At 71.5% G+C, this 24,497-nt stretch carries 23 protein-coding genes; 9 read left to right on the forward strand and 14 right to left on the reverse strand.

All coding sequences use genetic code 11. From position 1 onward, the window contains the following. Nucleotides 1-20: 20 nt before the first annotated feature. Complete coding sequence (locus tag ACTMTJ_RS02730) at nt 21-869, reverse strand: alpha/beta hydrolase family protein (RefSeq protein WP_441214390.1); 849 nt, start codon at nt 867-869, stop codon at nt 21-23. Between the two features lie 80 nt (nt 870-949). Continuing rightward, nucleotides 950-3,226 carry an MMPL family transporter gene (locus tag ACTMTJ_RS02735; RefSeq protein ID WP_441214391.1) on the reverse strand — a complete coding sequence of 759 codons (2,277 nt, stop codon included), beginning with the start codon at nt 3,224-3,226 and terminating at the stop codon, nt 950-952. A 38-nt stretch (nt 3,227-3,264) separates the two neighbouring features. Between ACTMTJ_RS02735 and ACTMTJ_RS02740 the strand changes: the two genes are divergently transcribed. Then, nucleotides 3,265-3,432 (forward strand): hypothetical protein, encoded by a 168-nt coding sequence (locus ACTMTJ_RS02740; protein WP_441214392.1) that lies wholly within the window; start codon nt 3,265-3,267, stop codon nt 3,430-3,432. Here the strand turns inward: ACTMTJ_RS02740 and ACTMTJ_RS02745 are convergent. The 4 genes from ACTMTJ_RS02745 to ACTMTJ_RS02760 all read right to left on the reverse strand — a co-directional run bounded on the left by ACTMTJ_RS02745 (nt 3,406) and on the right by ACTMTJ_RS02760 (nt 9,206). Then, nucleotides 3,406-4,515: an acetate/propionate family kinase gene (locus tag ACTMTJ_RS02745; RefSeq protein WP_441214393.1), complete on the reverse strand. Its 1,110-nt coding sequence runs from the start codon at nt 4,513-4,515 to the stop codon at nt 3,406-3,408. The genes ACTMTJ_RS02740 and ACTMTJ_RS02745 overlap by 27 nt on opposite strands. After that, complete coding sequence (pta, locus tag ACTMTJ_RS02750) at nt 4,512-6,557, reverse strand: phosphate acetyltransferase (protein WP_441214394.1); 2,046 nt, start codon at nt 6,555-6,557, stop codon at nt 4,512-4,514. The genes ACTMTJ_RS02745 and pta overlap by 4 nt, the downstream gene beginning before the upstream one ends. A gap of 229 nt (nt 6,558-6,786) precedes the next feature. Beyond that, the gene (locus ACTMTJ_RS02755; RefSeq protein ID WP_441214395.1) at nt 6,787-8,646 is read right to left on the reverse strand and encodes an EAL domain-containing protein; all 1,860 of its coding nucleotides are present in this window, start codon (nt 8,644-8,646) and stop codon (nt 6,787-6,789) included. Between the two features lie 2 nt (nt 8,647-8,648). Next, on the reverse strand, nt 8,649-9,206 hold the full coding sequence (locus ACTMTJ_RS02760; protein WP_441214396.1) for an RNA polymerase sigma factor: 558 nt from the start codon (nt 9,204-9,206) through the stop codon (nt 8,649-8,651). A gap of 395 nt (nt 9,207-9,601) precedes the next feature. Between ACTMTJ_RS02760 and ACTMTJ_RS02765 the strand changes: the two genes are divergently transcribed. From ACTMTJ_RS02765 to ACTMTJ_RS02795, 7 genes are read left to right on the forward strand one after another with little or no spacing between them, the layout of a single operon-like run. Further along, the gene (locus ACTMTJ_RS02765; RefSeq protein ID WP_441214397.1) at nt 9,602-10,504 is read left to right on the forward strand and encodes a MurR/RpiR family transcriptional regulator; all 903 of its coding nucleotides are present in this window, start codon (nt 9,602-9,604) and stop codon (nt 10,502-10,504) included. A gap of 15 nt (nt 10,505-10,519) precedes the next feature. Next, nucleotides 10,520-11,254 (forward strand): sugar isomerase domain-containing protein, encoded by a 735-nt coding sequence (locus tag ACTMTJ_RS02770; protein ID WP_441214398.1) that lies wholly within the window; start codon nt 10,520-10,522, stop codon nt 11,252-11,254. Between the two features lie 22 nt (nt 11,255-11,276). Next, nucleotides 11,277-12,665 carry an N-acetylglucosamine/diacetylchitobiose ABC transporter substrate-binding protein gene (gene ngcE, locus ACTMTJ_RS02775; RefSeq protein ID WP_441214399.1) on the forward strand — a complete coding sequence of 463 codons (1,389 nt, stop codon included), beginning with the start codon at nt 11,277-11,279 and terminating at the stop codon, nt 12,663-12,665. A gap of 16 nt (nt 12,666-12,681) precedes the next feature. After that, on the forward strand, nt 12,682-13,566 hold the full coding sequence (locus tag ACTMTJ_RS02780; protein WP_441214400.1) for a carbohydrate ABC transporter permease: 885 nt from the start codon (nt 12,682-12,684) through the stop codon (nt 13,564-13,566). Further along, nucleotides 13,563-14,381 (forward strand): carbohydrate ABC transporter permease, encoded by an 819-nt coding sequence (locus tag ACTMTJ_RS02785; RefSeq protein WP_441214401.1) that lies wholly within the window; start codon nt 13,563-13,565, stop codon nt 14,379-14,381. Before ACTMTJ_RS02780 ends, ACTMTJ_RS02785 begins: the two co-directional genes overlap by 4 nt. A 19-nt stretch (nt 14,382-14,400) precedes the next feature. Then, entirely contained in the window at nt 14,401-15,588 is a 1,188-nt protein-coding gene (locus ACTMTJ_RS02790) for a family 16 glycosylhydrolase (RefSeq protein WP_441214402.1), read from the forward strand. Nucleotides 15,589-15,595: 7 nt separating this feature from the next. Next, the gene (locus ACTMTJ_RS02795; protein ID WP_441214403.1) at nt 15,596-16,504 is read left to right on the forward strand and encodes an N-acetylglucosamine kinase; all 909 of its coding nucleotides are present in this window, start codon (nt 15,596-15,598) and stop codon (nt 16,502-16,504) included. Here the strand turns inward: ACTMTJ_RS02795 and ACTMTJ_RS02800 are convergent. Beyond that, the gene (locus ACTMTJ_RS02800; RefSeq protein ID WP_441214404.1) at nt 16,476-17,192 is read right to left on the reverse strand and encodes a cellulose binding domain-containing protein; all 717 of its coding nucleotides are present in this window, start codon (nt 17,190-17,192) and stop codon (nt 16,476-16,478) included. The genes ACTMTJ_RS02795 and ACTMTJ_RS02800 overlap by 29 nt on opposite strands. 118 nt (nt 17,193-17,310) lie before the next feature. Between ACTMTJ_RS02800 and ACTMTJ_RS02805 the strand changes: the two genes are divergently transcribed. Next, nucleotides 17,311-17,946: a hypothetical protein gene (locus ACTMTJ_RS02805; protein ID WP_441214405.1), complete on the forward strand. Its 636-nt coding sequence runs from the start codon at nt 17,311-17,313 to the stop codon at nt 17,944-17,946. Here ACTMTJ_RS02805 and ACTMTJ_RS02810 read toward each other — a convergent pair. The 7 genes from ACTMTJ_RS02810 to ACTMTJ_RS02840 are packed head-to-tail and all read right to left on the reverse strand — an operon-like array spanning nt 17,930 to nt 24,480. Further along, nucleotides 17,930-18,685, reverse strand: coding sequence for an aminoglycoside adenylyltransferase domain-containing protein (locus ACTMTJ_RS02810; protein ID WP_441214406.1), 756 nt, complete (start codon nt 18,683-18,685; stop codon nt 17,930-17,932). The genes ACTMTJ_RS02805 and ACTMTJ_RS02810 overlap by 17 nt on opposite strands. 10 nt (nt 18,686-18,695) lie before the next feature. Next, complete coding sequence (locus ACTMTJ_RS02815) at nt 18,696-19,322, reverse strand: hypothetical protein (RefSeq protein WP_441214407.1); 627 nt, start codon at nt 19,320-19,322, stop codon at nt 18,696-18,698. 52 nt (nt 19,323-19,374) lie between these two features. Next, nucleotides 19,375-19,962, reverse strand: coding sequence for a GTP-binding protein (locus ACTMTJ_RS02820; RefSeq protein WP_441214408.1), 588 nt, complete (start codon nt 19,960-19,962; stop codon nt 19,375-19,377). Further along, nucleotides 19,940-20,380 carry a DUF742 domain-containing protein gene (locus ACTMTJ_RS02825; protein WP_441214409.1) on the reverse strand — a complete coding sequence of 147 codons (441 nt, stop codon included), beginning with the start codon at nt 20,378-20,380 and terminating at the stop codon, nt 19,940-19,942. Before ACTMTJ_RS02825 ends, ACTMTJ_RS02820 begins: the two co-directional genes overlap by 23 nt. Beyond that, the gene (locus ACTMTJ_RS02830) at nt 20,377-20,808 is read right to left on the reverse strand and encodes a roadblock/LC7 domain-containing protein (protein WP_441214410.1); all 432 of its coding nucleotides are present in this window, start codon (nt 20,806-20,808) and stop codon (nt 20,377-20,379) included. The genes ACTMTJ_RS02825 and ACTMTJ_RS02830 overlap by 4 nt, the downstream gene beginning before the upstream one ends. Next, entirely contained in the window at nt 20,805-23,390 is a 2,586-nt protein-coding gene (locus tag ACTMTJ_RS02835; protein ID WP_441214411.1) for a sensor histidine kinase, read from the reverse strand. Before ACTMTJ_RS02835 ends, ACTMTJ_RS02830 begins: the two co-directional genes overlap by 4 nt. Further along, nucleotides 23,377-24,480 carry a hypothetical protein gene (locus tag ACTMTJ_RS02840; protein ID WP_441214412.1) on the reverse strand — a complete coding sequence of 368 codons (1,104 nt, stop codon included), beginning with the start codon at nt 24,478-24,480 and terminating at the stop codon, nt 23,377-23,379. Before ACTMTJ_RS02840 ends, ACTMTJ_RS02835 begins: the two co-directional genes overlap by 14 nt. Nucleotides 24,481-24,497 lie beyond the last annotated feature (17 nt).

Consider the following 24,497-nt stretch of genomic DNA (forward strand, 5'->3'; position numbering starts at 1 on the left):
TAGCGCCGAGACGCCAGCGGTCAGATCGCCAGCTCCAGGCGGCTCCGGGCGCCGGCGTCGTCGTAGAGGATCCACCTCAGGAAGTCGAGTGTCGTCGCCAGCACCTGGGTGAAGCCGGGCTGGCCGGGTGTCAGGTAGGCGCCGTGGTCCTGGCCGGGCAGCGCGAGAAACGACTTCGGCCAGTGCACGCGGTCGTACGCCGCGCGGGCGGCCTCGATCGGGACCGTGGGGTCGGCGGTGCCGTGTACGAAGAGCATGGCCGCGCTCGGGCCGGCGAAAGCGCCCGCCATCCCCGCCCCGGCGATCACGATGCCGCCGCGCAGCCTGCGGTCGTGGCCGGCCGTGAAGAGGCCCGCGGTGGTATAGCCGCCGGCGGAGTGTCCCGCCGCGCCGATGCGGCTGCCGTCCAGGTGACCGGCGAAGGCGGGGAGGGCGAGCACCTTCCGCACCACGTACCAGGCGTCGGCCGGCTGGTTGCGCACGTCGGCGCGGCTGAAGCGGCGAGTGCCCTCGCGGGTGCGGGGGTAGGCCGGCGCGGCCACCACGAAGCCGGCCGCCACCCAACGGGTGACGATCTGCGCGTGGTAGGCGGGGAGGCTGTGCAGGCCGTGGCTGTAGATGACCACGGGGAAGCGCCCGGCGGCGATCGGGGCGTCCCGGCCGGCCTGGCGCGCCGGATACCACACGGTGGTGGGCAGCGGCCTGGCCTTTCCGCGGCTGAGCGCCAGCGTGCGGACGCCGACCGGGTAGGTGCCGGCCGGGGCGGACACCGCGGCCGCGTGCGAAACGGCGTGTGGCGCCGGAGCGCCACACGCCGCCGAAGCGAGCAGCAGGGCCACGCCGACGAGCCCCGCCGCAAACCGCTTCATGTTTTGACGGTACGGACGAGGCCGCCGCACGGGGCCGGCTTTCCGGTTCCCGTGCGGCGGCCGTCTGGACACCAAGGACCTCAGTTGTGCGAGAGGCGGGGCAGCCAGCCGAGCCAGCGGGGCAGGTACCAGTTGCGCTCACCCAGCATGGCCATCACCGCGGGGAGGAGCACCGCCCGCACGATCGTGGCGTCGATGAGCACCGCGATCGCGAGACCGAAGCCCATCTCCTTCATCGCGGTCAGCGGGGCCGTGGTGAAGAGTGCGAAGACCGCGACCATCACCACCGCCGCCATGGTGATCGTGCCGGCCGTGTTCTGGATGCCGCGCGACACCGCGAGCTTGGTCGGCCAGCCGCGGTCGTACCCCTCGCGGATCCGGCTCAGGACGAACACGTGGTAGTCCATCGAGAGGCCGAACAGGATCACGAAGAGGAACAGCGGGATCCAGCTCGTGATCGTGCCGCGCTCCTGGAAGTCCATCAGGCCGGAGCCCCAGCCGTGCTGGAAGGCCAGCACCAGGGCGCCGTACGCGGCGGCCACCGAGAGCAGGTTGAGCACGATCGCGGTCACCGCCACGACCACCGAGCGGAACGACACGAGCAGCAGTACGAACGCCAGGCCCAGCACGAACGCGAACACCAGCGGCACGCTGCGGGTGAGCGCGTGGTTGAAGTCGACCGACTGGGCCGCGTCCCCGGTGACCGCTACCTCGGCACCGGCCACACCCGCGAGCGAGTGCGGGATGACGTCGTCGCGCAGGGTGTGTACCGCGTCCTCGGAGACCTTGTCGGTACCCGTGCCGGAGAGGCCGATGCTGATCAGGGCGACCGTCTTGTCGGGATTGACCTCGACGGACACCGGTTCGTGAAGCTGGCCGGTGGCCAGCGCCTTGGCCTTGAAGTCGGCGATCGCCGCGGTCGTCGCCGGGTCGGTGACGTCCGCCGCCTTGACCACGACGGTGGCGGGGTCGGCGCCGCCCGGGAAGGCGGCCTGCACCCGGTCGTACGTCTGGATCGCGGCCTCGTCGTGCTTGACGCCCTCGATGCCGTCGGACGCGGGCTTCATGCCGAGCGCCGGCAGCGCCAGGGCGATCAGCGCGGCGGCCGCGATCGTCGCGGAGACACCCGGCCGGCGCAGCACCAGGCGGAGCACGAAGCGCCAGAAGCGGCCGTTGGACTTGCGCCGGTACAGGCCCGGGATGCGGCCCAGGTCGACCTTGTCACCGAGCTTGGAGAGCATCGCCGGGAGCACGGTGAGCGAGCCCACTGCCGCGACCGCGACGACAAGGATCGTGCCGACGGCCAGGCTGATGAACGTCACGTCCTGGGTCAGGAACATGCCCGCCATCGCGATGATCACGGTGAACGCCGAGATCATCACCGAGCGCCCGGAGGTGGCCGCCGCGGTGGCGAGTGCCTGTTCGGGGCTGGCGCCGTTGGCCCGCTCCTCCCGCTCGCGGCGGATGTAGAAGAGGCAGTAGTCGACGCCGACGGCCAGGCCCATGAGCAGCATCAGGTGGGTGACGGACTGGTCCGCGGGAAAGAAGCGGCTGCTCGCGGCCAGCAGGCCGAGCGACGCGAGGAACGCGGTGACGGCCAAGCCCAGCGGGAGGATGGCGGCCAGGAACGCGCCGAACGCCACGAGCAGGATGCCGAGCGTCACCGGCAGCGAAAGCATCGACAGGGTGCCCAGCGCGCCTTCCACCTGGCTGTCGATCGCCTTGTCGATGCTGACCTCGCCGGTTTGCGCGACGATCAGGTCTGGATGCTTGTCCTGCACGCCCTCGACGGCCTTGAACACCGGGTCGATCCGGTCGACGGCCGTCTCCGGGTCGCCCTTCATGTCGAACGTGACCAGCGCCGAGCGCTTGTCCTCGGAGACCGCGTCGGCGTTCACGTTCTCCACCTGGCCGGTGGCCTCGACGGCGCTGGCGGCCTCGCGGACGGCGTTGCGAAACTCGATCGAGTTGGTGGTGAGCGTGCCGCTCTGCACGATCACCATCTCGCCGGCCCGGTCCGGGAAGCCGGCCGCGTCGATGATCTGCTCGGCGCGCTTGGACTCGCCGTTGCCGTAGTCGCTGTCTTCGGCGCTGACCGTGCCGATCACCGCGCTCAGCGCGGTCGCCACGATCACGAAGAGCAGCCAGCCGACGATGGCGGTGGCGCGGTGCCGCGCGCTGAAGCGGGCGACGGAGGCGGCCAGGTTGCGGGGCCGCCGGTGGCTCGTCAGGGTCTCGTCCGGCCGGCTCTCCGGCGGTCGCAACATGGATGTCGTCATGACGAAGACGCTATGAGCGGCGCTGATCCGTCTCGATCCAGCGCACACCCCACTTTCTGGTGGGGAACACCGCGCCATCGTGGTAGGGCCTGCCCTACCACGCTATGGTCATGGCCATGTCTGACGAGTACGTGGACCCGAGCGGTAACACGGAGGCCTTCCGCTCCTTCGCGCAGGCCCCGGCGGAGGCCGAGAAGGCGCCGTCCCGCCTGCCGCTGATCATCGGTGTCGCGGTGCTGGCCGTGATCCTTGTCGTGCTAATCGCGTTCCTCGCCGCGGGCTGACGCGATCACGCCGCGCGCCTGCGTGGCGATTTCCAACTCTTCGTCGGTCGGCACCACGAAGACAGCGACCGGCGCACCGTCCGGCGAGATGATCCCCTCTTCGACCCGCTCGTTGCGCTCCGTGTCGATCTCGATGCCCAGCCGTGACAGGCCTGCCAGCGACTCGGCACGCACCACCGCCGCACGCTCGCCCACCCCGGCCGTAAACGCGATCGCGTCGAGGCGCCCCAGCACCGCGTAGTACGCGCCCACGTACTCCTTGATCCGCCGGCAGTACACGGCGAGGGCGAGTGCGGTGGCCCGGTCGCCCGCGGCGCGGCGGCTCAGCACCTCGCGCATGTCGCCGACCCCGGCCAGCCCGAGCAGGCCGCTGCGGTGGTTGAGCATGTTGTCGAGGTCGTCGATACTCATCCCCGCGTTGCGCGCGAGGTAGATCAGCACGCCGGGGTCGACGTCACCCGAACGGGTGCCCATCACGAGGCCCTCCAGCGGCGTCAGCCCCATCGACGTGGCGACCGACCGTCCACCTTCGACGGCGCAGGCACTGGCACCGTTGCCGAGGTGCAGCGTGATCGTGTTGACCGTCTCCAGTGGACGCCCGAGGAGCGCGGCGGTGCGCCGGGATACGTACGCGTGCGAGGTGCCGTGAAAGCCGTACCGGCGCACGGCGTGCCAGTCCGCCAGCTCCTTGTCGATCGCGTAGGTGGCCGCTTCTTCGGGGAGCGTGCGGTGGAACGCCGTGTCGAAGACGGCCACCTGCGGCACTCCGGGCAGCAGCTTGCGGGCCACCTCGATGCCGGCGAGGTTGGCGGGGTTGTGCAGGGGCGCGAGCGGGATCAGATGCCGTATCGCCGCGACGACCCCGTCGGTGACGAGAGCCGGCTCGCTGAACAACCCTCCACCGTGGACCACGCGGTGCCCGACACCGTCCAACCCGGACAGATCGAGCCGCTGTGTCACCTCGGCCAGGGCGGCATCGTGGTCGGTGACCCGCTCCACCGTGCCCTCGTCGAGGGTGGTGTCGCCGTCGTAAAGCTGGTACTTGACGCTTGACGACCCGCTGTTGAGCACGAGGATTTTCATGACGTGGCCGCCTGGATCGCCGTGATGGCCACGGTGTTGACGATGTCCTTGACGGTGGCGCCCCGGCTGAGGTCGTTGACCGGCCGCCGTAACCCTTGCATCACCGGGCCGACCGCGACCGCGCCGGCCGAGCGCTGCACCGCCTTGTACGTGTTGTTGCCCGTGTTCAGGTCCGGGAAGATGAAGACCGTGGCGTGGCCGGCGACCGTGCTGCCGGGCAGCTTGGTGCGGGCCACGCTCGGGTCGACCGCCGCGTCGTACTGGATCGGCCCCTCCACGGGCAGATCCGGCCGCCGCTCGCGCACCAGCGCGGTGGCCGCCGCGACCTTCTCCACGTCCGCACCGGCGCCGGACGAGCCGGTCGAGTACGAAAGCATCGCCACCCGTGGCTCGATGCCGAAGCGGGCCGCGGTGTCCGCGGACGACAGTGCGATGTCGGCGAGCTGGGCCGCGTCCGGGTCGGGGTTGACCGCGCAGTCGCCGTAGACGAGCACCCGATCGGCGAGCAGCATCAGGAAGACGCTGGAGGCGACCGAGACACCGGGCACGGTCTTGATGATCTCGAACGCGGGCCGGATCGTCGCCGCGGTCGTGTGTGTGGCCCCGGAGACCATGCCGTCCGCCCGCCCGGTGTGCACCATCATCGTGCCGAAGTAGCTGACGTCGCGCACCACGTCACGAGCCAGGTCGAGCGTGACGCCCTTGTGGCGGCGGATCTCCGCGTACAACCCGGCGAACTCCTCCAGCCATGGACTCGCCGCCGGATCCACGATGGACGCCCCGTCGACGTCGAGCCCGAGGTCCTTGGCCTTGCGGGCGATCTCGTCCGGGTCGCCGAGCAGCGTGAGGTCGGCGACCCCGCGGCGCAGCAGCGTCTCGGTGGCGCGCAGGATCCGTTCCTCGGCACCCTCCGGCAGCACCAGGTGGCGCCGCTCCAGGCGGGCGCGGTCGATCAGCTCGTACTCGAACATCAGCGGCGTCACCCGCGGCGCCCGCGCCACGTCGAGCCGGCGCATCAGCTCCTCGTTGTCCACACTGGACTCGAATGCGCCGATCGCCGCCTCCACCTTGCGCGGGTGGGCCGCCGTGGGGCGCCCTTCGATGCGCCCGATCGCCTCCACCGTGTGGTAGCTGTCGGTCGGCACCGAGAGCACCGCCAACCCCGCGCCGAGCGATTCCACCAGCCGCATTGCCCGCGGGTCGGGCCGCACACCGAGCGTCAGCACCACGCCGGAGATCGCCGGCGAGCCCGCCGCCCGCGCCGCGCCGGCCGCCACCAGCAGGTCGTCGCGGTCGCCCGGCATGATCAGCAGACACCCGTCGGTCATGTGCTCCAGCACGAGCGGCACGTGTGCCGCGCCCACCACGAAGTCCAGCACGTCCCGGTCGAGCGCCGCGTCGTCACCCGCAAGACGGCTCGCGCCCAGCCCGGCCGCCACCTCCGCCACGGTCGGCGCCGAGACGGTCGGGACCTCCGGGATCGCGTACGCCGGCACGGGCAGCTCAGGCATCGCGGTGCCCGGCCGCACCCGGTTGGCGATCACCGCCAGCACGGTCGCCCCGAGATCGCTCAGCCCGTGGTAGCCCAGACTCGACGCCGCCCCCACGTCCTCCTGCTCCTGGCCGTCGACCACCGCCACGACCACGCTGCTGAACTCGTTGGCCAGCCGCGCGTTGAACGCGAGCTCGTCGGTCTCGTCGTCCGCCCGCAGCCCGTTGCCGACGATCACCATCGCCTTGTGCCGGCGCTCCACCTCGCGGAAGCGCCCCACGATCAGCGCGATCAGCTCCTCCCGCCGACCAGTGGAGATCAGCTCACCCGCCTCGGCGTACGTGGCGCCGTAGAGATCCTCGTACGGATCCTCGATCCGGTAACGCTCCCGCAGCAGTTCGAGGATCGCGTCACGGCCGTTGGAGGGCGCCAGCGGCCGAAACACGCCGATCCCCTCCACCTGCCGCGACAGCAGCTCAGCCAACCCGAGCGCGATCGTCGACTTGCCGCCACCCGGCCCCAGCCCAGCGACGTAAACGCTTCGTCCCACGCGCCCAGCCTATTCATGATCCGACGACGAGCTTTCCAGAGGCAGAGATGACGAGCTCTCCAGAGCAGATTTGCCCCCGTCCGTGTCACCTGCTGGCCGTATGCTCCCGCGGGCACCGCTCCGGCCGGCGGCTCGCAGAGCGAGCCGAGATCCCCGACCTCCGCTGCCAGGCCCGCGCGCGGGAGCATACGGTCTACAACTGACGCGGACGCGGGAAAAGGATCAGAGGCTACGCGGGTGAGTCGATGCGCAGGTCGAACTCGATCGACGTGCCGGAGGAGGCCGGGGCGCCGGCGATGGGCATCGGGGCGCCCACCTCGTACCCCTGGGCGAAGTCGACGCCGAAGCCGCGCAGCAGCTCGATTGTAGCGGCGTCCCGCACGTACTCGGCGGCGGTCAGCACGCCGTGCGCCTGGCAGGCCTCCACAATGGACCGCACGAGCGCCTGGTCGGTCGGTGAGTTGACGATGTCGGTGATGAAGGCGCCGTCGATTTTGACCAGGTCGATCGGAAACGACTTGAGGTAGATGAACGAGCTGTACGCCGCGCCGAAGTCGTCGAGTGCGAGCTGGCAGCCGAGCTCGCGGATCGCCCGTGCGAAGTACATCGCCTCGGAGCGGTTGTCGATGCGCGCGGTCTCGGTGATTTCGAACGTGATGCGGCGCGGGTCGACGTCGTGCTTGTGCAGCAGGTCCTGCACGCGGCCGAGCAGGCCGGGCTCGCCGAGCGAGCGACCGGAGAGGTTGATCTGGTAGTGCGGCGTGGGCGGGCCCTGCGCGATCAGCTCGAACGCGTTGTCCATCACCCACAGGTCGATCGGCAGCGTCTCGTCGACGTGCTCGGCGATGTCGAGCAGCGGCGAGGGCGGCACCGGGTTGCCCGCGTCGTTGAGCGTGCGGAGCAGGATCTCCTGCCGGGTGATCTGGTTGAGCCGCAGGTCGAGGATCGGCTGCGTATACAGCGTGAACCCGTTGCCGGCCACCGCCGCGCGGACCCGCGTGCGCCAGGCCTCCTGCCGCTCGTCGGCCGGGGCCGGGCGGGCCAACGCCTTGAGGGCGGCGCCGGTCTCCTTCGCGTGCCGCCACGCCGATTCCGCGTCGATGAGCAGGTCGATGCTGCTGCTCTCGTCGTGCGCCTCGAAGCGCACGAGGCCACCCCACGCGTCGAGCCGCAGGCCGTGCGGGCCGGCGACGAAACGCTGCGCGCGCAGCTTTTCCACGATGGTCTGCGCCAGCGACGTGGCCGGCCTCAGGCCGATGTCGGGCATGAGCACGCCGAACTCGCCCGGGCCGAGGATGCCGCAGATGTCGTTGCGGCGGGCCAGCTTCATGATGAACGTGGCCACGACCGCGGAGAGGCGCTCGGAGTCGGTGGCGCCCTGCGGCTCGGTGGCGAGGACCAGCAGCACGCCGGTGCCGGCGCGGCGTGCGCGGTCGATCTCGTCGCTGAAGCCGGTGCGGTCGCGCAGCCCGTCTCCGGGGCCGAGGGAGCCCGACGCCCGCTCGACGATCGCACGGCGGCGGGCCCGCCGGTCGTGCTCCCTGCGGGCCAGCTCCAGCTCGGTGACGTCCTGCGCGGTGCCGATGATGCCGGTGGGCTCGCCGTCGTCGCCGGTGAGGACCTCGATGTAGCAGTGCACCCACCTGGTGATCCCGGCCGGCTGCACCACACGGCAGGTCAGCTCGGTGGCGGTGCGATCCCGCCAGGCCGCTGTCGCCGCCAGCCGGACGCGGTAGGAGTCGTCGGGGTGGGTGAGCCCGTAGAGCGCGTCGACGGTCTGGCGGACCGCCCCGGGCGGCCGGCCGAAGATCAGGGACATCTCGTCGGACCAGGTCAGCTCGCCGGTCGCCGCGTCCCACCGCACGGTGCCCTGCTTGGCGAGCTGCGCCGCGCGGGTGATGCGGCGGACCTCGCCGGTGTCGCCGCGCAGGGGGTCGTGCATGTCGACGTCGCCCACCAGGTCGCGGCCGTCGGCCTTGGCCCGCGCGTACTGCTGCTGCACCCACCGGGTGTTGCGGCTGGCGCTGGCCCGCTCGAAGACCGTGGGCTTGTGGCTGCCGGCCAGGGCCAGGATGTCGTCGAGGTCCACCGTCACCGCCCCCGGGCGGGCGTGACGAAGCCCGCCTCCTTGGCAAGTTCCTTCAGGCGGCGGCGGGCGGCCGCCTTGTACGACCGCACGGTGTTGTCGGCCATGCCGAGGATCCGCGCGATCTCCGGATCGGTCCAGCCCTCGAACGCGAGCGCGAACACGGCCGCCTGGCGCTCCGGCAGCCGGCGCAGGCAGCCGAGCAACCACTCCTGCGCCTCGCGGGAGTCGGCCGGCGGCGCGACGAGGCGGTCGGTCGGCACCTCGTCGAGCGTCGCGGTCGCCTCCCGGCGCTGCCGGGCCTGCTCGTTCATCAGCTTGTATCGGGCGGTCTTGTACACCCAGGCGAGCGGCTTTTCGTAGCCGCTGATCTCTTCCCACTTGTCCCGGGCCGTGATGAGCGTTTCCTGCACGGCCTCCTGGACCAGCTCGCGGTCGCCGCACTGGCTCCGGAGGAACCGCTCGACCGCCACTATGTTTTCCCGGCAGAAGTCCTCGAACGAGGCATCCAGCTCGGCCAGCCGCCGCTCGGCAGCGGTCACGCTGGGCTCGACAACGGTCACGCCGCTTCCACCTCGCGCGCTGACACGCTCGTTCCCCCAAGCGTCAAAAGATTGATCATCGTTCGCTCCCCGCCATATGGTCCCGCATATCACTGTCGGTAGGAGTTGCCTGAGAGGTGCGTTGAGCGGCACAACTTCCCGGCATGATCGGTGGTCATGCTTTCTACCAGCCCTCTTTGGTCCGATCGGCCAAACTAGACGGACCGAAAAGAGGATGGGCGTGGACTAGGGTCATGTTCTACGGAACGTAGCCGCTAGCACACGCTTGGTCCTTTGTGGTCAAACACCTGGGGCGGGCCACCCGCAGTCGTCAAAATTTTTTCGCTCACTCTTGACCGCGAGCGCCCATCAATCGTAATTTTCTTCATCACCAGGCAACGATGAAAGGAATTACGGTGACGGTGCAGACCCAGGGTGTCATCGGCCGGCTCCGGATGGAGCTGTCCACGCTCCCCGACGCGCTCCAGCGCGTGGCCGAGCAGATCCTGGACGACCCGGCCGAGGCGGCACAGGCGTCCATCGTGGACCTGGCCGAGCGGGCCGGCACGTCCACCGCCACGATCACGCGGTTCTGCCGGGTCCTGGGCTTTCGTGGGTACGCCGCGCTCCGGGTCGCGCTCGCCGCCGAGATCGGGCGCCAGGAGCAGGCCCGCTGGGTCACCGACATCGACCGCGAGATCGAGCCCGGCGACCCGCTCGACCGCGTGCTTGGCGTCATCGCCAGCGCCGACTCCCGGGCGATCCAGGAGACCGCGGCCGGCCTCGACCTCGACAAGGTCGCCCAGGTCGCCGACGCGATCGCGACCGCGGGCCGGGTCGAGCTCTTCGGGCTCGGCAGCAGCGGCACGGCGGCCCGCGAGATGGCGTTCCGGCTGGAGCGCATCCGCATCCCGGTCTGGTACCGGGAGGACGCGCACAAGGCGCTCACCAACGCGGCCCTGCTCGGCCCCGGCGACGTGGCGATCGCCCTCTCGCACGGCGGCCGCACCCGCGAGGTGATCGAGATGCTCGCCGAGGCGGCCTCGCAGGGCGCGCTGACCGTGGCGGTCACCTCGTTCGAGCGCTCCCCGCTGGGCGAGACGGCCGACATCACGCTGACCACGGCCGTGCACGAGACGACGTTCCGGGTGGCGGCGCTCTCCGCGCTGCACTCCCAGCTCGTCGCGCTCGACCTCATCTACGTCGCGGTCGCTCAGCGGACGTACGAGCGCACCACCGAGGCGTTCGAGGTGACCGCCCGCGCGGTCGAGGCGCACCGGTTGCGTGACCAACCCGTGGCGCGCCGGCGCCGCGGCTGAGATCGAGGAGCGGGGATGACGGCACAGGCGTACCTGTCGATGATCACTGAGCTTGTGGCCAAGGTGGGCACCAGCCAGGCGGATGGCGTCAAGAGCGCCGCGGCTCTCGTCACCGACGCGCTGGACCGCGGGGGCGTGGTGCAGGCCTTCGGCTCGGGCCATTCGGAGGCGCTGGCCATGGAGATCGCCGGCCGGGCCGGCGGGCTGGTGCCCACCAACCGCATCGCGCTGCGCGACATCGTCCTCTATGGCGGGCAGCCGCGGGAGGTACTCGACGATCCGGGCCTGGAGCGCGACCCCGAGGTGGCCCGGCGGCTCTACGACCTCGCGCCGGTCGACCCGCGCGACGTGTTCGTCATCGCCTCCAACTCCGGCGTCAACGGCGTGGTGGTCGAGCTGGCCCTGCTGGTCAAGGAGCGCGGGCACGGCCTGATCGCGGTCACCTCGCTGGAACACAGTGGACGCGTCGAGCCGCGGCACCCCTCCGGCAAGCGCCTGAGCGACATCGCCGACGTGGTGCTCGACAACGGCGCCCCGTACGGCGACGTGGCACTTCCCGGCCAGATCGGCGCGGTCTCCTCGGTGACCGCCGCGCTGCTGGCGCAGATGGTCGTCGCCGAAGTGGTCGCCCGCCTCGTCGAGGCGGGGCAGACCCCGCCCATCTACCTGTCCGCCAACATCCCCGGCGGGCCCGAGCACAACCAGCTCCTGGAAGCGCGGTACGCCGGCCGTATCCGGCGCACCGCATAGTCCTTTGAAAGGTAGGCCAACCGTGCATACGCATCCCACCAGACGCGGCCTGCTGCTCGGGGCGGTCGCGGCGACGGCGCTCAGCGCCTGCGCCACCGGCGGCGCCGACGACGACGACAAGAGCGCCAAGGGCGACACCACCGCCGACAACCCGCTGGGCGCGCCGGCCGACGCGCCGCTGGAGGTGGTCGTCTTCAAGGGCGGCTACGGCGACCAGTACGCCATCGAGGCGGGCACCGTCTACCAGCAGCGGTTTCCGAAGGCCACCGTGGACCACAAGGGGATCCAACGGGTGGGCGAGGTGCTCCAGCCCCGCTTCATCTCCGACGACCCGCCGGACGTCGTGGACAACAGTGGCGCCGGCCGGCTCGACCTCGTGACGCTCGTGTCGTCGGGCAAGCTCACCGACCTCACCGAGCTGCTCGACGCGCCAAGCCTCGACGATCCGGCGAAGACGGTTCGGGACACGCTCATGCCGGGCGTGGTCGAGGACGGCACGTTCGACGGCAAGGTCTTCGTGCTCAACTACTCGTCCGTCCTATGGGGAATCTGGTACTCCAAATCGCTCTTCGCGAAGAACGGCTGGACGTATCCGACCACCTGGGCCGAGATGCTCACGCTCTGCGAGCAGATCAAGAAGACCGGCGTCGCGCCGTGGACGTGGCAGGGCAAGTTTCCCGAGTACATGAACGACCCGCTGATGTCGCTGGCGGCCAAGGCGGGCGGGCACGACCTGGTCAAGTCGGTGGACAATCTCGAGCCGGGCATCTGGAAGAGCCCCTCGATGCTCGCTGCGGCCGACGCCGTCTACCAGCTCGCCGTGCGCGGATACATCATGGCCGGCTCCGAGGCGCTGTCCCACACCGAGGCGCAGAACGCGTGGAGCAAAGGCCAGGCGGCGTTCATCCCCTGCGGCTCGTGGCTGGAAGGTGAGCAGCAGCAGGTGACCCCGGCCGGCTTCGACATGGTGCTCGGCACCGTCCCCGCGCTGACCGGCGCGGACAAGCTGCCCGCCGGCGCGGTGATGGCAGCGAGCAGCGAGTCGTTCCTCGTACCCGCCAAGGCCGGCAACGCCCGCGGCGGCCTGGAGTACCTGCGGATCCTCTTCTCCAAGAAGGTGGCCCGCGGCTTCGCGCAGAACTCCAAGGCGCTGCCGGTCGTGGGCGGTGCCACCGACGGCCTGACGCTCAGCAGCGGGCTCGCCTCCACCGCCGAGACCGCGAAGGCCGCCGGCGCCAACATGTTCGGGTACCGCTTCCGCACCTGGTACCCGCCGCTGTCCAAGGCGCTCGACGACGCCACGGGCGAGCTGCTCACCAAGCGCACCACGCCGGACAAGTGGGCGGAACGCGTGCAGAAGGCGGCCGACGCGGTCGCCGCCGACTCCTCGGTCGCCAAGCACAAGCGCTGAGCGCGGGAGGTGACCCATGCGGCACGGCCGGTACCGGTTTCTGGCCGGGGCGATGATCCCGCCCCTGCTGCTCTACGCCGTCTTCGTCGTGTCGCCGTACGCGCAGGCGTTCTACCTGGCCTTCACCGACTTCAACGGCGTCTCCAGCGACGTGCACATCGTCGGCCTGGACAACTTCACTCGACTGTGGAGTGATCCGCTGTTTCTGTCGGCGCTGCGCCACAACGCCCTGATGCTCGTGGTCGTGCCGCTGGTCACCATCGCGCTCGCCCTATTCTTCGCCTCCTCGACCCGGGGCAGCCGCCTTCTGCGGGCCTACCGGGTGCTGTACTTCTTCCCTCAACTCCTCTCCGTCGCCATCATCGCCGTGCTGTGGCAGTTCGTGTACACCCCCAACAGCGGCCTGCTCAACGGTTTTCTCGACGGGATAGGCCTGTCCACACTGGAGCGCTCGTGGCTGGCCGAGCCGCGGCTCGCGCTCTGGTGCGTGATGGCGGCGCTGATCTGGTCGGCGGTCGGCTTCTACGTCGTGCTCTTCGCGGCGGCGATCGAGTCGATCCCGGCCGACATCACCGAGGCGGCGCTGATCGACGGCGCCGGGCAGCTCACCCTCTTCTGGCGGATCACGCTCCCGCTCGTCTGGGACAGCGTGCAGGTCGCGTTCGTCTACCTGGGAATCATCGCGCTCGACGGCTTCGCCCTTGTGCAGATCATGACGGTGGGGCCCGGCGGGCCGGACAACAGCACCGAGGTGATGGGCCTGTCGCTCTACCGCAACGCGTTCACCTACGGCAAGTACGGCTACGCGTCGGCGATGGGCGTCGCGCTCTTCTTCCTCACGCTGACGCTGACCGTGCTGATGCTCCGCGCCACCCGCCGCGAGCGAGTGGAGCTGGCATGAAACCCGGCCGGGTCGTACACGTGGTGCTCCTCGCCTGGGCGCTGCTGGTCACACTCCCTCTACTGTGGGCGGTCGTATCCTCGCTCAAGACCGACGCGGAGATCTTCGACAGCCCGTGGTCGCTGCCGGCAACACCCCGCTTCGACAACTGGGCCCGCGCCTGGGCCGAGGCCTCCATCGGCCGCTACCTGCTCAACACCGTCGTCGTGGTGGGTGGCGCGCTCCTGCTCACCATGCTCTTCGGCGCGCTCGTCGCGTACTGCCTGGCCCGCTATCCCTTTCCGGGCAACCGGGTCATCTACTACACGCTCGTCGCCGGGATGCTCTTTCCGGTGTTCCTGGCGCTCGTGCCGCTGTTCTTCGTGGTCGACCAACTCGGCATGCTCGGCACCTATCACGGGCTGATCCTCGTGTACGCCGCGTACGCCCTGCCGTTCACCGTCTTCTTCCTGCACGCGTTCTTCCGTACCCTGCCGACCGCCGTCGCCGAAGCGGCGTTCATCGACGGGTGCTCGCACGCCGCGGTGTTCTTCCGCATCATGCTGCCGATGGCCCGTCCCGGCCTGGTCAGCGTGGGCATCTTCAACTTCCTCGGCCTGTGGAACCAGTACCTGCTTCCCCTCGTGCTCAACCCGGATCCGGACCGGTACGTCCTGGCCCAGGGACTCGCGTTTCTGGCCGTCAGCCAGGGCTATCGCAGTGACTGGAGCGGCCTGTTCGCGGGACTCGTCATCGCGATCCTGCCCGTCCTCGTCGCGTACATCCTGTTTCAGCGCCAGATCCGCGACGGCCTGACCGCCGGCGCGGTGAAGTGACTCCAGAAAGGAGCACGCCGTGAAACGCCTCCCAGCCGCCCTCGCCGTGACCGCCGCGGCCCTCGCCACCGGCGCCGTCGCCGTCGTGGCCAGTGGCGGCCCCGCCCCCGCCGCCGCCCTCGCCCCCTGCCAGGTGCTCTTCGACGACTTCAGCTACAGCGGCCCGGCTGACCCACTGATCAGTCAGCGGGGCTGGACCGTGCGTACCAACTCGGGTGGTCCGGGCGTGCCCGGCGCCTCCTGGCCCGCGTCGAACGTCTCGTTCCCCACAGTGGACGGAGCCAAGTCGCTACAACTCCAGGCCGCCACAGACGGGACGGCCGGCGGCACAAGCCAGTCGGAGTTCCTGCACCAGCGCAAGTTCTTCGAGGGCACGTACGCGGCCCGGGTCAAGTTCGCCGACGCGCCGGTGAGCGGCACCGACGGCGATCACCTGGTGGAGACGTTCTTCACCATCACTCCGCTCAACGCGCCGATGGACCCCAACTACGGGGAGATCGACTTCGAGTACCTGCCCAACGGCGGGTGGGGCGAGCAGGGCCCGATCTTCTACCAGACCACCTGGGAGACCTACCGCCCCGATCCGTGGGAGGCGGTCAACACGCACACCGCGCAGCGGCAGAGCTTCGGCGGCTGGCACGACCTGATGTTCACCGTCTCGGGCGGCCACGTGATGTACTACGTGGACGGTGCGCTCGTCGCCGACCACAGCGGCATCTACTACCCCGAGACCCCTATGTCGATCAACTTCAACCTGTGGTTCATCGACACGGCGGCGCACTCGGGCGGCATGGCCACCTACCGCCAGCAGGTCGACTACCTCTACCACACGGTGAACGAGGCGCTCACGCCCGCCGAGGCGGCGGCGCGGGTGGCCGCCTTCCGCTCGGCCGGCACCACCCACACCGACACGGTCGGGTCAGGCGGATCGTGCCCCACGCCTTCTGTCTCGCCGTCCGTGTCTCCCACGGCGTCCCCGTCGCCTTCGGTCACCCCGACCGGCGGCACGGGCTGCGCCAGCGCACCCTTCTGGAACATCAACGCGGTCTACCCGGGCGGCAACACCGTCCGGCACCAGCGCAGCGCCAACGGCGTGCCCGGCGGCCCGCCGTCCGGCGACGGCGTTCACCTGTGGCGGGCCCGCTGGTGGACACAGGGCAGCGAGCCAGGCTGGACCCAGCAGTGGGAAGACCTCGGGCGCTGCTGACCGGTACATGACTCTCGTCCTCGGCATCGACATCGGTGGCACCGCCACCCGCGCGGTCGTCACCACCCTCGGCGGCACCCGTGCCGGCTTCGGCCGCGCGGGTGCCGCCAACCCCGTCACGGTGCCCGCCGCGGAGGTCGTGGCCAACGTGACCGCCGCCCTCGTCGCCGCGCTGTCCACGGTGGACATCGCGCGGATCGGCGCCGCGGTGGCCGGCGCCGCCGGCGCGTCCCGGCCCGCGGTGCTCCAGGCCGCGTTCGACACCCTGGGGGTACGGTGCCCGCTGCGCGTGGTCGGCGACGCGGTGGTTGCGTTCGCCGCCGGCACCGGCGAGCCGGCCGGGAGCGTGCTCATCTCCGGCACCGGCGCGATCGCCGCCGAGATCCGCGACGGGCGCATCGCGCGGACCGCCGACGGTCTCGGCTGGCTCCTCGGCGACCTGGGCTCCGGCTTCTGGATCGGCCGCGCCGCCGCGACCGCGACCGCCCGCGCCCTCTACCGCGGCGCCCCACCGGGCGCGCTGGTGCGGCTGGTCACCGAGTCGGTGGGCGCCGCGGAGGCAGATCCCTTCGTCGCGGCGGTGCACGACCGGCCACCGCGCGAGCTCGCCTCCCTGGCCCCGCTCGTGACCGCGGCGTCCGCGGACGGCGACCCACTCGCACTGTCCATCCTGGACGAGGCGGCCGACCACCTCTGCCGGACGCTGGCCGAGGCCCGCGAGCCGGCCGATCGGACACCGATCGTCCTGGCCGGTGGCGTGCTCCGCCACTGCTCACCGCTGCACGCGCGGGTGGCCAGACACCTGGCGGCCGCCTGGCCGGAAGCGCCGGTGCTGGTCGCCGGGCCGGGCGAGGAGGGGGCCGCCAGGCTGGCGACCCGCGAAGTGGTCAGTCGCCGTCGACCTGCTGGAGGATGACCGTGTCCGATGTGTACCCGGTCGCGGAGAGCGTGACGACCGCCCGGTCGTCGACGGCGTCGGGATCGTCCGGACTCATGACCGGATAGATCTGCGGCGTGCTCCAGTTTGTCGGCGTGAAGATGAGGACCACCGGTGGCGAGGCCCAGGTGCCGGTGCCGGTGATGGACATGCCGAGCGCCACCTGCTGCGCAGGCGGGTGGCTCAGCCGCACGCTGAACGTGCCACCGCCGCCCTCCGGGATCGTCACGACATCCGGCTCGGCCACGACGGCCGCCGGCTGGCCGGTGACCGAGCAAGCCACGCCGTTTACCCGCCATCCGGTTGGCGGCGTGTTGGTGCCGGTGTAGCGCCCAAGGAAGCCGAGCCAGATGCTGCCCCCGGTCGGCACCGGCGGCACGGAGGGTCCACTCCGGACGGTCACCGCCTGCCCGGACTGCGTCCAGGAGTGATTCCACGCCTGGGTGACGGTCTGGTCGCCGGTAAACCGGAAGTCGACGGTGTACCCGTTCCACGGGTCACCAAGGTTTTTGATCTGGACGTTGGCGTAGAAGCCGCCGCTCCAACTGCTCGCCGTGTAGGTGACCTCGCACGCGACCGCTGCCTGCGCGGCAGACGCCGGCGCGATCGCCGCCGCGGCACCCACCAACGCCGCGACAACGGCGATCCGCCCAACCCTGATATGCATGGACATCAATGTAGGTGGGCGAGGGCTCTGCCGTCCAGGAGTGCTCGGTCCGATTGAACCGTCCGCTCGGCGGGCCCGTACCAAGGGCCACAGCCAACAGAAAGGTTTGTTTCCAATGATGCGGTGGAGTGGATGGAAGCGGCGGCTAGCGATCATCGTTGGTGCCGGCGTGGTGGTCGGCGGCGGCATCGCGGTCGGCACGGGCCTCGGCCAGGCGGGTGAGTCCTGCGTGGGCCTGGACAACGCGCTGCGCAACAACCTCAACTTCATCGCCGACCAGCAGCGCAACCCCGACGCCCTGTCCACGGCCCGCATCGCCAACCGCCAAGCGGTCGTCGACCTCATCCAGCAGCGCCGCGCCACCGCGGGCTGCACGGCCGACGTGGCGGCGGACAACCCAGCGGCACCGGCCCAGCCGGCCCAACCACCCGCCCAGCCCGCGAACCCGCCTGCTCAGCCCGCCAACCCGCCTGCTCAGCCCGCCAACCCGCCGGCTGCCGGCGGCGACGGTGAGGTCGTCTGCGCGGGCTCGACCGTCACGCTCTCCGGCGAGGCGGGTGCCCCGGCCGCGTCCAGCAGCCAGTTCCCGGCCGGTACGCGGCTCAAGGTCACCAACCTGGACAACAACAAGTCGATCACCGTGGAGGTGACGGGCGTGTCGGGTAGCTGCGTGCTGCTCAACAACGCGGCGTTCGAGCGGGTGCGGGAGCCGGGCAAGTTTCTGATCCGCCGGGCCGTCATCGAGAAGGTCTGAGGTCCAGCGCCGCACGCACGTAGCCGACCAGGTCGGCGCGGCGCCGCCACGGGTTGCGATACAGCGGTGCCCCGCCCACCCGGATGCGCGATGCCTCCCGGATCACCCGGTGCCACCGCGGGTCGGCGGTCTCCAGCGCGTACCCGGCGGCCTCGGACTTCGAGGTGACCCGGCCGGCCGCGAGCGTGTGGCGCAGCCGAGCGACGCCGAGGACTCCCCAGGCCGTCGCCCACGGTGTGAGCCCCACCGGCCCGCGCCCGGCCCGGGCCAGCCAGGGCTCCCAGTAGTCGTCGAGGTTGCGGTGTGTGGCCTCGGCGAGGGCCGGCCAGTCGGTGTGCACGCCGAGCGCGCTGACGGCCGGCCCGCGCACGGCCACTCCGCTCTGCGCCAGTACATGCCAGGTGACGAGGCTCCGCTCGAAGCGCGACTCGGGATCGACCCGCCGCTCGTGCACCGCCACGCCGGGCGGCGCCTGGGCGGGGTCGCGCCGCAGGTCGTCCCAAGTGACGTACAGGCCGTCGAAGAAGGGGCGCCGGGGGAGCGTGGCGTGGATCGCCCGGACGGCGGCGGGGTCGGGCGGCAGCGTGGTCACGGCGACGAAGTCGATGTCGCTGACCCCGGGGTGGTAGTCGCCCAGGGCTACAGAACCCTGCAAGTAGAGGCCCTCGACCAGGCCCGGCTCGTGGCGATCGGCGGTCTCCAGGTAGCGCGCGCAGACCGCGTCGACGTCATCCGGCACGCGCCGCAGGCTAACGCTCCTCGGGGGTGGCCAGCAGCGACGGGTCTTCGCGGATCATCGCGGCCAGGCGGGCGGCGGCGCCGGGGTTGTCTTCGTGGTCGGCGTGCCAGACCCGCGGCGCGCCGCGGACCGGAAGCTCGGGCTCGGCCGGCGCCGGCCCGCCCGGGTCGGGCAGGAAGCCGGGCGACCGCAGGCGGCCGGGGTCGACGAGCCGGGGCGCCTCGGGCACCGGTGCGGGCTCGGGGCGGCGGGCGGCCGGGTACACGTCTACCCGCGGCCGGCTCGCCTCGGGCAGTGGCCTGGGCAGGTCGGTCATCGGCGGGATCTCGGCCGGCAGCACCGGCATCGGCCCGTCGCTCGGCCCGAAGGTCGCGCCCTCGGGGCCCTCGACCGAGACGATTTTGGCGCGCACGACGCCCTCTTCCCAGCCGATCCGCACCTCGGCGCTGCCCTCGCCCTGCTCGCCGTAGAGCGTGATGTTGAGATCGGGATAGCGCTCGACCACCCGGCGCACCGCCTCGATCGCCTCGGCCAGCCCGTGTGCCGTGGGCAGACCGCCGGACGCGCCCTCGGTCCGCCGGCGCAGCTGGTCCATGCGCGCCAAGCGTTCCAGTGCGTCGTCGAGTCCACCGCGCACTCTCGAACACCTCCCTAGGCGGCCGCCTGCCGGCACGGCAAGCGCCGCACCGCTATGCGGTCTGCCCTCTCACCGCATCATCCAGAGCCCGATCCAGTAGGACCAGCAGTGCGTCTCTCACGGATATCCGGTTTCGGGCGTCGAAGGCGACAACGGGAATCCGCTCGTCGATCGCGAGGGCCCAGCGGACCTCGTCGAGGTCGTGGGCGAGCTTTCCGTCGAACGCGTTGACCGCGACTACGAATGGTAGGCGCGCCCGCTCGAAATAGTCCACCGCAGGGTAGCAGTCATCTAACCGGCTGCTGTCGACGACGACCAGCGCACCCAGCGCACCGTGGGACAGGTCATCCCACATGAAGCCGAAGCGGGACTGTCCGGGCGTACCGAACAAATAGAGCTTGAGGCTGCGGTCGATCGTGACGCAGCCGAAGTCCATCGCCACCGTGGTGGTCGTCTTGCCGGTGGCCTGGCCGGGGTCGTCCACGCCGACGCCGGCGGAGGTCATGACCGCCTCGGTCGTCAGCGGGGAGATCTCGCTGATCGCGCCGACGGTCGTGGTCTTGCCCACACCGAAGCCGCCGGCGACCACGATCTTGACGGGGATGGGCGGCGCCTGTTCAGGAGATCGCACGAAGTCCACGGATCACTCGCAGGATGGTGTCGGGGTCGGGTCGCGCGGCCTCCCGCGCGTGGACGTCGAGGTAGCCGGCGGCCCGCAGGTCGCCGACGAGGATGCGGGTCACACCCAGGTGCAGCCGGGCCCGCGCGGAGATCTCGGCGACCGAGATCGGCTCCGCGCACAGGGCCATGATGGTGCGCAGCTCGGGCGAGAGGTTCGCCACCGGCACGCCGGTCCGTAGCGGCCCGTCCGAGCGGGCTGTGACCTGCGTCTCCAGGCCGATGTCCGGGTCCACGCCGTCGACCCGGCCGGACGTGAGCACGAACGGCCGCAGCCCGGCCGGGGTGGCGTCCGCCGACGGCGAGCCCAGTCCAGAGACGCCTAGGAACGGACGGATGCGGGCGGGCCCCGCCGATTCCTCGGGAGGCACGTGGGTCACGACTGGGCGGCGTTCTTCAGCTCGGCGATGAGGCGCGGGGTGAGTGCGCCGCCGGCCCGGCTGGCGAAGAGCGTCATCTCGTACGCGACGGTGCCGAGGCTGGCCGACCGGTCCGCGATCACACCCAGCACTGAGCCCGCGCTGATGGCCGTGACCAGCAGGTACCCGCCCGTCATGTCGATGACCACGCGGTTGAGGCCGCCGAGGGCGTACCAGTTGGCGGCCCCTCCGGCGAGGCTTGTCATCCCGGAGACCACGGCGGCGAGCCGCTCGGCGTTCGCGCGGTCGGCGATGTTGGACATCGCCATCAGCAGGCCGTCGGCGGAGACCGCGATGGCCTCGCGCACGCCGGCCGTGCTGGACGTGAACGAGTCCAGGAGCCAGTTGAAGGTCTGCGCCTCGGGGCTCAACTGGAGTGAGTTGTTCACTGCTGGGTTCCTTCCTGCTGCAAGGCGCGCGCGACGCCGGATTCGAACTGCTCGAGCGAGTCGCGGGCCGCTTCGGGGTCGGGCGACCACTGGTCGGGCAGCACCTGCGGCGGCGGCTGGGCCGGGAGGTTCGCCGGGAGCGTGGCGCCGGGCACCCGGCGGCTCAGCGGGGCGCGCGGCCCAGCCGCCGGCGGTGCGATGACGGGTGGAACATCACTGTGGACGACCGGCTGGTCGGACACAGTGGACTCGGCGCGGCGTACCCCCGCCTCGAACTCCTCCACCAGCGCGCGGGCCGTCTCGGCGTCGACGCCCGTGGGCGCCGCCGCGCGGTCCGCACTGGGGGCTGTCCCCTCCGGCAGCTGCGCTCCCGGAACCCTTTGACGCAGGCCGCCGCGGTTGGTCGCGGGACGTGGCGCGGCCGCCGGCTCCACCGCCGGTGCCGGTTCCATCACTGGTACCGGCTCCGTGGCGGGACGTGGCGCGAAAGCGTTCCAGGTGCGGCCGCTGCCGATCGTGCGCGTGGCCCGGTCGAGCGCGAGCACGTTGAACGGCGTGTCCTCCTCGGACGTGGCCACGATGGCGCGGGCCACCGCCCGTTCCACGACGGCCGGCTCGTCGCCGCCCTGCGGCGCGGCGTGCAGGTGCCGCACGGAGGCCAGGCCCCGCGCGGGCTTCGGCGGCTGCGGCGGGGCCACCGGCGCCGGTTCCGCGATGGCGCTGCGGACGAGATGGTCCTGTCCGACGTCGACGGTGACGGTCACGCCGCCGCCCGGCGTCTCGGACAGCGCCACGGCGAGGCCGTGCTTGCGCGCCAGCCGGCCGACCACGAAGAGCCCGAGCACCTCGGTCGGGGCGAGGTCGAGCCGCTCGCGGCGGGCGAGACGGGCGTTCTCCTCGGCGATCCGCTCGGGGGAGAGGCCGAGGCCGTGGTCGACGACGCGGAGCCGCACGACGTGGCCGGTCGCCATCGCGTTGACGGTGACCCGGGTGTGCGGCGGCGAGAAGACCGTCGCGTTCTCCATCACCTCGGCCAGCAGCAACACCAGGTCGCCGGTGAGCGCGGGCGAGACCGCGATGCCGCCGGACACCTGCACGTCGACCCGCGTGTACTCCTCGATCTCACCGAGCGCGAGGCGGACGACGTCGGCGAGCGGCAGCGGCGTGATGTGCTCCTCCGCACCGGAGACGCCGGCCGAGCCGGAGAGCACGACGAGGCTGCCCGCGTTTCGCCGCAGGCGGCTGGAGACGTGGTCGAGCCGGTAGAGCTGCTGGAGCCGCTGCGGGTCGGTCTCCTCCTGCTCCAGCCGGTCGATGAGCGCGATCTGCCGGCCGACGAGGTTCTGCGTGCGGCGGCCGACGTGGCCGAACATCTGCGCCACGTTGCGCCGGCTGCTGACCTGCCGCTCGACCAGCCGGGCCGCGGTGGTCTGCACCCGGTCGAACGCGCGGGCCAGGTCACCGATCTCGTCGGCGGAGCGGACGTCGACGGGTTCCAGGTGGATCGGCTCGGCCTCGTCGTCGGCGTCTTCGTCGGCGACGCGCCGCAGCTCGGTCTCGGCGACGGTGGCCACCCGTTCGGCGGAGCGGGTGAGGCTGGTCAGCGGCCGGGCCACCGCGCGCGCCACGACGACGCTCATCAGCACGACGCCGACGAGCACGAGGAGCGCGACCGTGATGACGCCGTACGCGGTGGTGAGGACGACCGTCTGCTGCCGGTCGACCTGCGCCGTGACGTCGGTGACGATCTTGCGTTCGACGAACCGGCCCAGGACGATGAACGATTCCAGCGACGGATAGAGCCGCTCCACCGTGAAGCGCGAGAGCGCCTGGAGCGGGTTGGTCTGCACGGTCACCGGAAACTCGGCGCCGACCCGGTCGTTCAGCGCCTGCTGGACGAGCTGGAAGAGGCCGCTCTGCTCCGGCGTGGCGTACCCGTTGAAGCGGGTGATGATGGCCTGGAGCGCGGCCAGGTTGGCGGTGTACGCGGTCATCGACGCGGGACTGCGCTCGGCCACCATGATCACCATGAGCGCGGCGCCGGCACTGATGAGGTCGTTCATCTGAAGCACGGCGTCGAGGGCGACCACCTGCCGGCCCTGCGTGGTGGCCACGTCGACGTTGTCGAGCAGCCGCAACGACTCGAGGATGCGCGCGGTCACCGCGCCGTAGGCCGTGATCACCTGGTCGCTGCGCACGGACCTGCCGAGCACGCCGACGCGCACCTGCTCCAGCGCGCTGATCCCGCCGATCGCCGCCGAGACCGGCTGCGGCAGGTCGTCGCCGAGCGAGGCGCGCAGGTCGGCGGTGCGGTCACCGACCGCGGTGGTCTGGAGCGTCAGGTCCGCGGCGTCGACGCTGCCGACCAGGTAGCCGACCGACAGCATGCGCTCCTGCTGGAGGTCACCGACGAGGCCACCGACCTCGCTGGCGATCCGCACCGTGCGGGCGGTGTCCGCGGCGCGGCCGGCGAGACCGGCCCGGTTGACGACGAGCGGGACGGTGAGCACACCGACGAGGAGCAGCGGCACCATGACCAGGACGGCCAGCTTGCCGCGGATGCGCAGCCTACCGAGAAGCACCGACGGGCTCCCACTGGCTCTCGCTCTGCTCCGGGCCCGCGGCCCGCGGCGGGAGCGTCCGGTGTGGACCGCCGAACGGCCGCCGGCGTCGCCGCCGCTTCCGCAGCGCCAGCACCGTTGGCACCGCGCAACCGAGCACCGCCACCGCGAACGCGACGAGCGAGAGGATCCGCTCGGTGCGGATGCCCGACTGGCGGTCGGCGATGAGCACGTCGAGCTCGGCGAGGATCGAGTTGGACAGCTCGGACGCGGCCGACTGCACCTCGACGCGGGCGGTGTTGAGCCGGTCGGCGGGGGGCAGCGGCGACCGGCCGTCGAGCGTGCCCGCCGAGGCGGCCAGGGCGTCCATGCTCCGGCGGAAGCGGTCCAGCCGGCTGAGCAGGTTGCCGCCGAGCGTGCGGCTCTCCGTGCTGTCCACAGCGGACTGGAGGCCGTCGGCGAGGTCGGCGGCGGGGTCGAGCACCGAGCCGCGTGCCACGGTGAGGTCGGCGATCGCCGAGGCGCGCTCGGCGGCCGGCCGCGCCGCGGCGATGACCATCAGGTCGGCGAACTTGCCCGCGGCGACCACCGACTCGGGCAGCTCCTCGGCGGCGCCGTCCTGGAGGAAGTACGTGTCCGCCTCCGGGTCGCGGATCAGCTGGGAGTTCTCCCGGACCTTGCCGTAGAGGGCGAGCAGCAGGTCGGTCACCTCGCCGTACGCCTCGTACGCGCGGGTCTTGTCACCCGCCGGCACCGAGGAGAGCGCCTCGATCTTGACGCGCAGGCCGGACCAGCGCTCGCTCGTCCGTAGCTCGTCGCCGAGCCGCTCGTCGACCGCGGTGGCGGCGTCGACCGCCCGGGTCACTGCCGCGCGGTCCACGGCGCGCCCGGCCACGGCGGCGGACTGCGCGTCGGTCAGCGCGGTCGTCACCTGGCCGAGCGTGGTGAGGTACTCGATGCCGTGCCGCTCCTTGGCCGCGAACGAGAGACGGTCCGACTGGCCTTGCCACGCCTGCCCGAAGAGCACCCCGATGGGAATCAGCAGCGCGAACACGAGCAGCGGTCTCAGCAGGGAAACGCTCGTGGGCGCGTTCGGCGTGGCAGCGGTCATCGTCCACCCTCCCGGCG

Source organism: Phytohabitans sp. LJ34 (assembly GCF_052068095.1).
Classification (GTDB): Bacteria; Actinomycetota; Actinomycetes; order Mycobacteriales; family Micromonosporaceae; genus Phytohabitans.